Origin of the sequence: Roseofilum sp. SBFL (assembly GCF_017746885.1) — a bacterium.
In the GTDB taxonomy this organism is placed as follows: domain Bacteria; phylum Cyanobacteriota; class Cyanobacteriia; order Cyanobacteriales; family Desertifilaceae; genus Roseofilum.
Window position 1 is genome coordinate 1 of record NZ_JAGHZH010000126.1, and the last position, 6,236, is coordinate 6,236.

A 6,236-nucleotide genomic window follows, 5' to 3' on the forward strand; every position below is an offset into this window, starting at 1 on the left:
AATATTTACAAAAACATCGCTGCTTGATTATATTGGATGACATCCACAACTTATGTTGTCCTGGAGAACTGGCAGGAAAATATAAACCCGGTTACGAACCGTATAAATCCTTCTTCCGGAAAATCAGAACTTTACCCCATCAAAGCTGCTTAATTCTCGTCGGTTGGGAACACCCTAGAGACTGTCTTTCTCTGAACAAGCACTCCTCTGGGGTTCGCACAATGCAGTTAAAGGGTTTAGATCCGTTATCAACGGAAGCTCTGCTCAGGGAGATTGAGCTAGAGAATAGAGAACAGTGGCAAATGTTGAATCTCTATGAAGGTAATCCCTTCTGGCTGAAAAGTGTGGTTTTTCAGATTCAAGAACTAGAGATTGAGCCAACGAATATATCATCCGAATACAGCTTATTATTGCCCGAAAATGTGAAGGATAATTTACAGGAACAATTCGATCGATTATCCCCCCAAGAACAGCAATTTCTTCATCTGTTAGTGCAAGCTGAGGAACCGGTTAACTTAGGGCAGTTGCTGCAAAATCAGACGATTGAAGCCTCCAACTCGATCAATGCGCTCCATTCTTTGTGCGATCGCTCTTTAGTTGAACGGAAAGATAAGCGCTATAGTCTTTCACCTGTGATTAAGCAGGCAGTTATAGCTGAAAAGCCAGGTAGTGCATCAGCATAACATTCAGAGATTTAGTCGTTAAACTGGTTTAAAATAAATTGTAATTTAGGTAATATATCAGGTAAATTCACTTGAACGACGTTCCAAAGAATTTCAAAATCTAGATCATCATAATCATGGATAACCACATCTCGTAGTCCAGCCATTTCTCGCCAAGGAATTATTGGATATTTTTGACGAAACTCAGTAGATAGTCGTTTGGTTGCTTCTCCAATAATAATGATTCTATATAAAATAGCTGCCTGGTTTTGATCGTCTTGTTGAAAGTCTTCTGGTGTGGTATCTTGAACATACCTGAGAATTTGCTCAGTAGCTGTAAGAATATCGATTAATGCTTGTTTATTCTTGGACATAGATAACCTCTGCCGAATTGAGGATATTCTGGCGACGGAGCATATTCGGACTATTGATAATACTTTTTCGCGTGATCAGATCGACAGGGCGATTAAAAAGAGTAGAGAGTTGTTCTCGCATTTGGATAAATTCTAAACCCCAAGAGTGATTGGATTTAAAGGTGACTAAAATATCTACGTCACTATCAGCATTAAAGTCATCCCGGAGAATGGAACCAAATAATGCCAGTTCGATGATAGACCAACGTTGGCAAAACTCTGTCAGGTGTTCCGGGGTAGTTCCTAGGCGCTCATAAATTGGGCTATAATGCTCTGCATTGCTGGCGCAGCTCATTTGGGTAGTCATATGGGACAGTCGTTATATAACTCATTAGGGGTCGAGAGAGATGTTACCATCTCCCCCTCCCATTCAAAACCGGATATGAGACTGCCAGTCCTACGTTTCAAGGATTTCCTTCCACTTTTGGACTGAACGAATATGATGTGGAGGAATGGCAAGCAGATATCCAGCATTTTAGATCTAAGGGATGGTTGTAGGAGGATGATCGTTGTTAGTGATACATCATCTTTAAATGGGTTGGCCATTATTGATTATCTTCCCTTGCTCCAACAGCTTTACGGACAAGTCTTGATTCCTCCCGCAGTTGCTGCTGAACTAGAGCGAGGTAGTCAGGAAGATACACGCATTGCAATTGCGTTATCCCTAGATTGGATTGGATCGAGATTTATCAACCTAGTAATCAACCCCTGATTGAAGAGCTGCAAAATCAGTATCATTTAGACTTAGGAGAGTCGGAAGCGATCGCTTTAGCTTTAGAATTGAACGTAGACGAGCTATTAATTGATGAACGTCTCGGACGTAGGGAAGCTTTACGTTTAGGTTTATCAATTACCGGGTTATTAGGAATTTTGCTGGTATCAAAGCATCGGGGATGGGTATCAGAAATTCGACCCATTATCGATCGCCTGATTAACGAAGCAAATTTTCGCATCAGTGATGCTTTATATCAAGAAGTCCTAGGGACTGCGGGTGAAAAGGAGAGCTAGGATACCCAAAGTCTGTTACAATCTGTAAAGAAACTGTTAAGGATATTTAGGACGTTCGATGCGTGTTGCCATTGTTGGGGCAGGTTTAGCTGGCTTATCTACTGCCGTTGAATTGGTTGATGCTGGTCATCAGGTGGAAATATTTGAATCCCGCGCCTTTGTGGGTGGAAAGGTTGGCAGTTGGGTGGATGCGGACGGCAATCATGTTGAAATGGGATTGCATGTGTTTTTCGGCTGCTATTACAATTTGTTTGCTTTGATGCGGAAGGTGGGTGCGTTTGAGAATCTGCGTTTAAAGGAACATACCCATACGTTCATCAACCGGGGGGGAATGACGGGGGCGTTGGATTTCCGGTTTCCGGTAGGTGCGCCGTTTAATGGTTTGAAGGCTTTTTTCACTACATCCCAATTGTCGGTTCAGGATAAGGCGATGAATGCGATCGCCTTAGCAACCAGTCCTATTGTACGCGGTTTGGTAGATTTTGATGGAGCGATGAGGACGATTCGCAACCTGGATTCTATCAGTTTTGCCGATTGGTTTCGTAAACAGGGCGGCTCGAATGGTTCCCTGAAACGGATGTGGAACCCCATTGCCTATGCTTTAGGATTTATTGATACAGAAAATATTTCGGCTCGCTGTATGCTCACTATCTTCCAATTTTTCGCAGCGAAAACGGAAGCTTCAGTGCTAAGAATGTTGGAAGGTTCGCCCCATGAATATCTACATAAACCGATTTTGAACTATTTAGAAGAACGGGGGACAAAAATCTATACCCGTCGCCGGGTGAGAGACATTCAATTCACAGAAAATAAGGGGAAAACTGAGGTCACTGGGTTAGTGATTGCCGATGGAGAAAGGGAAGAAACAATTACGGCTGATGCCTATGTTTGTGCCTGTGATGTGCCGGGAATTCAAAAGCTTTTACCCTCAGATTGGCGTAAGTGGCCGGAGTTCGATAATATCTATAAGTTGGATACGGTTCCAGTGGCTACGGTGCAATTGCGCTTTGATGGTTGGGTGACGGAATTGAATGATGAACAGCAACGCACGCAATTAGAAAAAGCGGCCGGAATTGATAATTTATTGTATACGGCGGATGCTGATTTTTCCTGTTTTGCTGATTTAGCTCTAGCAAGTCCCGGAGATTATTATCGGGAAGGACAAGGTTCGCTGTTACAGTTGGTGCTAACGCCGGGCGATCCTTTTATTCGGGAAAGTAATGAGGCGATCGCCAATCATGTCCTCAAACAAGTACAAGATCTCTTCCCCTCTTCCCGCAATCTGAAGATGACCTGGTATTCTGTGGTTAAACTGGCCCAATCTTTGTATCGGGAAGCACCGGGAATGGACCCCTATCGTCCAGCGCAGAAAACTCCGATTCCAAACTTTTTCCTGGCTGGAAGTTATACCCAGCAAGATTATATCGATAGCATGGAAGGTGCAACCCTTTCAGGAAGACAAGCGGCTCAGGCTATTTTGGCTTAACGTGGTTTATCTCACTTGACCCTGATAATCTGCGATACAGAGCTTTGCGCTCTCCATGGGGGAATGGTAGATTCAACCATAGGTTGAATCTACTGAGTGAGCTATTTTGGTTATCTTTAAAATCTGCCATTCGATGTATCGCATATCAGGGGAAATTACTGTATCAATGTCTCCATTTTTTCAGTTGTCCGTATCTCCATGTCTCCCTACTCCCCACTCCTCCTTCCTACTCTCCATCAATATCCGGAGATAGAGCAAAATTTACGAATAAGGAAGGGAGATTATTCAGTTAATTCCCCATTTGCCGATCGGATGGGTTGGGTTAAACCAGTAAACGGAGACAGCAAACCATGACCAATAGCCCTAAATCTTTAAGTGTTGAAGCCTGTGCCATTTTGGGAATTTCCCCGAAAGAGTTGCGATCGCTCCTGAGTCAAATCGAAGCTCAACTCCACCATTCTGAGGTCTATCGTCGCACTCTGAAAAGTCTCCAAGATCAATTCGGAGAAGGAGTTGATGGTCTACAAATGTTGATTAAAGCCATGGGACGAGAAGCAATTCAGATCTCGTTGCAACACTTTATTCGTCAATATCAACACCAGTCTTGTGAACCGGTGCGTCCCTCAGCAGCGATCGCTCCTGTAACTAGCCCGAAGAGTAGCGCTCAACTGAGTCCAACCCGTGGGGTAAGTCATCAAAAGACCAGTTCTGTTGATTCAGGTATAGTTCCATCAGTCAAAGCCCCTGTATCTCGCCCCCAGAAACTCTCTAAAGCACAGTTAGCACAACAAAAGATACAACAAGAGCGGGAAGCTGGTTGGAAACAAATTGGCGAGCAACTGCAACAAGCGCGTTTAGGGCGCGCTCTCTCCCTCGATCAGCTCCATGCCTTAACCCGTATCCCTATCCATGAACTTAAAGCACTAGAAGCCGGTGATTTTGAGCATCTACCTGAAGAAATTTACCTGCATGGTTTTGTCCGTCGCCTCAGTATTGTCCTTGGTTTAGACAGTCAACGTCTCCTTTCCAGTCTCCCAGAACCCGATCTGACCCATTCCGTAGTTCCGTCTTGGTCTTCTCTTTATACCCAAAAAAGCAAGGGATTTTACTTACAACCTGCTCATCTATATTTAGGGTATACCGCATTAATGGCTGGTGCTGTTGGAGGACTCGCTTGGTTATACGGTGATGCACCCTCTGGTGCAGCCCAGGAACAATCTCCTGAAGCCCCACAACTCTCTGTTCCTGAATCTGAGAAAAAGTCTTATACTGCCGATTCCCTATCTAACTCCGATATTCCCTCACCTGAAGTGGTCAGCGATCCACAAGGATAAGGAATAGGGAACTAGACAACCAATTTCCTTAAAATGGCAGTGGCAATGGCTTCTGGAGGTAAAACCTGATGCGTGGCACCGAGGGCGATCGCCTCTTTGGGCATCCCAAACACCACACAACTGGCTTCATTTTGGGCTAAAGTGAAGCCTCCAGCCTGAAAAATAGACAACAGACCATCGGCTCCATCCCGTCCCATTCCGGTCAGTAACACGCCAATACTACGATTTCTATAATATTGAGCTACTGAATTAAAGGTTACTGTAATTGAGGGACAATGCCCTCCACCTCCGATGGTGCGACTGTAGACAAAACAGCCCATCCGATCGAAGATCAGATGGGAACGTTCTGGGGAAAAATAGATGTGGCCAGGTTGGGGGCGATCGCCTGCTCGGGCAACGCTCACGGGAAGAGAACAGCGATTGGAGAGCCAGTCAATAAACCCTTGTAAAAAACCTTCACTAATATGTTGCACACAAATCACTGGAACAGGGAGATTGGCCGGAAATTGACTTAAAATTTGCTCTAATACTTGCGGGCCACCGGTTGAAGCTCCTAGGGCAATGAGTCCCAGATGGGTCGTTCTAAACGGCAGTTTAGGACGGGAAAACCGAGGGGGAGGAGTAGAAAAAACCACAGATTGGGTTGGGGTGACAGGGACAGAAGCACTCACCGGTTGTGGAGAGCGTTTACGGTTCGTAAATACAGACACTCCTGCTAAGATTTTCACCTTATTAATTAAAGCTTGTTGAATGCGATCGGAGTCTACCCCTAGTCCCCCTTCCGGTTTAGGAAAAACATCCACTGCTCCTGCTTCTAAAACTTTGAATACTTGATGGGTATCGTGTTCGCGCACCGAAGAACTAATGACTAAAATCGGTTTAGGGCGAGTAGACATGATTTCTTCAGTTAAGGTTAACCCATCCATTTCTGGCATGTGTAAGTCCGTACAAATGACTTGGGGATCAACTTTAGGAATGAGGGCGATCGCCTCTTTTCCAGTACGAGCTGTACCTACTACCTCAATATCTGGAGAGGCGTTGAGCATCCGCTTGAGGATGGTCAGGGCAATGGGAGAATCTTCAACAATAATGACTCGAATCGGCATTCAAAGTTACTCCAACAGGGGGAATTTAGGGAAACTTTGTAGAGGAGATGGAGAGTAGGCAGTGGAGAGTAGGGAATAGGGCAAAAGTCTCAAGGGGTGACAAGGAGGCTCAATGGTAGAGAGAGTGGTGGGTTGAGGAGGCGATCGGTAAAAGAGTAAAGTGGTCGTGTAGAGACCACAAAAATATAAAAATGCTTCCTCAATTGTACCAGAAAATCCTCGAACCT

The 6,236-nt window shown here is 44.8% G+C and carries 6 protein-coding genes and 2 pseudogenes; 4 read left to right on the forward strand and 4 right to left on the reverse strand.

Annotated elements, in window-relative coordinates; translation table 11 throughout:
* Positions 1 to 683, forward strand: a pseudogene (locus tag J7545_RS13530) (ATPase); the annotation flags it as partial.
* An 11-nt stretch (positions 684 to 694) separates the two neighbouring features.
* Here J7545_RS13530 and J7545_RS13535 read toward each other — a convergent pair.
* Complete coding sequence (locus J7545_RS13535; protein ID WP_318699364.1) at positions 695 to 1,036, reverse strand: DUF86 domain-containing protein; 342 nt, start codon at positions 1,034 to 1,036, stop codon at positions 695 to 697.
* A complete protein-coding gene (locus J7545_RS13540) occupies positions 1,023 to 1,382 on the reverse strand; it encodes a nucleotidyltransferase family protein (RefSeq protein WP_318699363.1) in 360 nt (119 codons plus the stop codon). The genes J7545_RS13535 and J7545_RS13540 overlap by 14 nt, the downstream gene beginning before the upstream one ends.
* Positions 1,383 to 1,577: 195 nt before the next feature.
* Here J7545_RS13540 and J7545_RS13550 point away from each other — a divergent pair.
* The 3 genes and pseudogenes from J7545_RS13550 (at position 1,578) to J7545_RS13560 (ending at position 4,903) form a co-directional block, all read left to right on the forward strand.
* Positions 1,578 to 2,083, forward strand: a pseudogene (locus J7545_RS13550) (DUF3368 domain-containing protein).
* A 58-nt stretch (positions 2,084 to 2,141) separates the two neighbouring features.
* Positions 2,142 to 3,569, forward strand: coding sequence for a 9,9'-di-cis-zeta-carotene desaturase (zds, locus tag J7545_RS13555; protein ID WP_318699360.1), 1,428 nt, complete (start codon positions 2,142 to 2,144; stop codon positions 3,567 to 3,569).
* Positions 3,570 to 3,919: 350 nt separating this feature from the next.
* Positions 3,920 to 4,903, forward strand: coding sequence for a helix-turn-helix domain-containing protein (locus tag J7545_RS13560; protein WP_318699359.1), 984 nt, complete (start codon positions 3,920 to 3,922; stop codon positions 4,901 to 4,903).
* 11 nt (positions 4,904 to 4,914) lie between these two features.
* On the opposite strand, the gene cheB is transcribed toward J7545_RS13560, so the two are convergent.
* On the reverse strand, positions 4,915 to 6,009 hold the full coding sequence (gene cheB, locus J7545_RS13565) for a chemotaxis-specific protein-glutamate methyltransferase CheB (RefSeq protein WP_318719696.1): 1,095 nt from the start codon (positions 6,007 to 6,009) through the stop codon (positions 4,915 to 4,917).
* A gap of 6 nt (positions 6,010 to 6,015) precedes the next feature.
* Positions 6,016 to 6,236: hypothetical protein (locus J7545_RS13570; RefSeq protein ID WP_318719697.1), on the reverse strand; the 221-nt coding region annotated here is incomplete at its 5' end.

Coding starts and splice junctions, on each gene's coding strand:
- J7545_RS13535 (WP_318699364.1), bottom strand. CDS start 1,036: ATGTCCAAGAATAAACAAGCATTAATCGATATTCTTACAGCTACTGAG.
- J7545_RS13540 (WP_318699363.1), bottom strand. CDS start 1,382: ATGACTACCCAAATGAGCTGCGCCAGCAATGCAGAGCATTATAGCCCA.
- zds (WP_318699360.1), top strand. CDS start 2,142: ATGCGTGTTGCCATTGTTGGGGCAGGTTTAGCTGGCTTATCTACTGCC.
- J7545_RS13560 (WP_318699359.1), top strand. CDS start 3,920: ATGACCAATAGCCCTAAATCTTTAAGTGTTGAAGCCTGTGCCATTTTG.
- cheB (WP_318719696.1), bottom strand. CDS start 6,009: ATGCCGATTCGAGTCATTATTGTTGAAGATTCTCCCATTGCCCTGACC.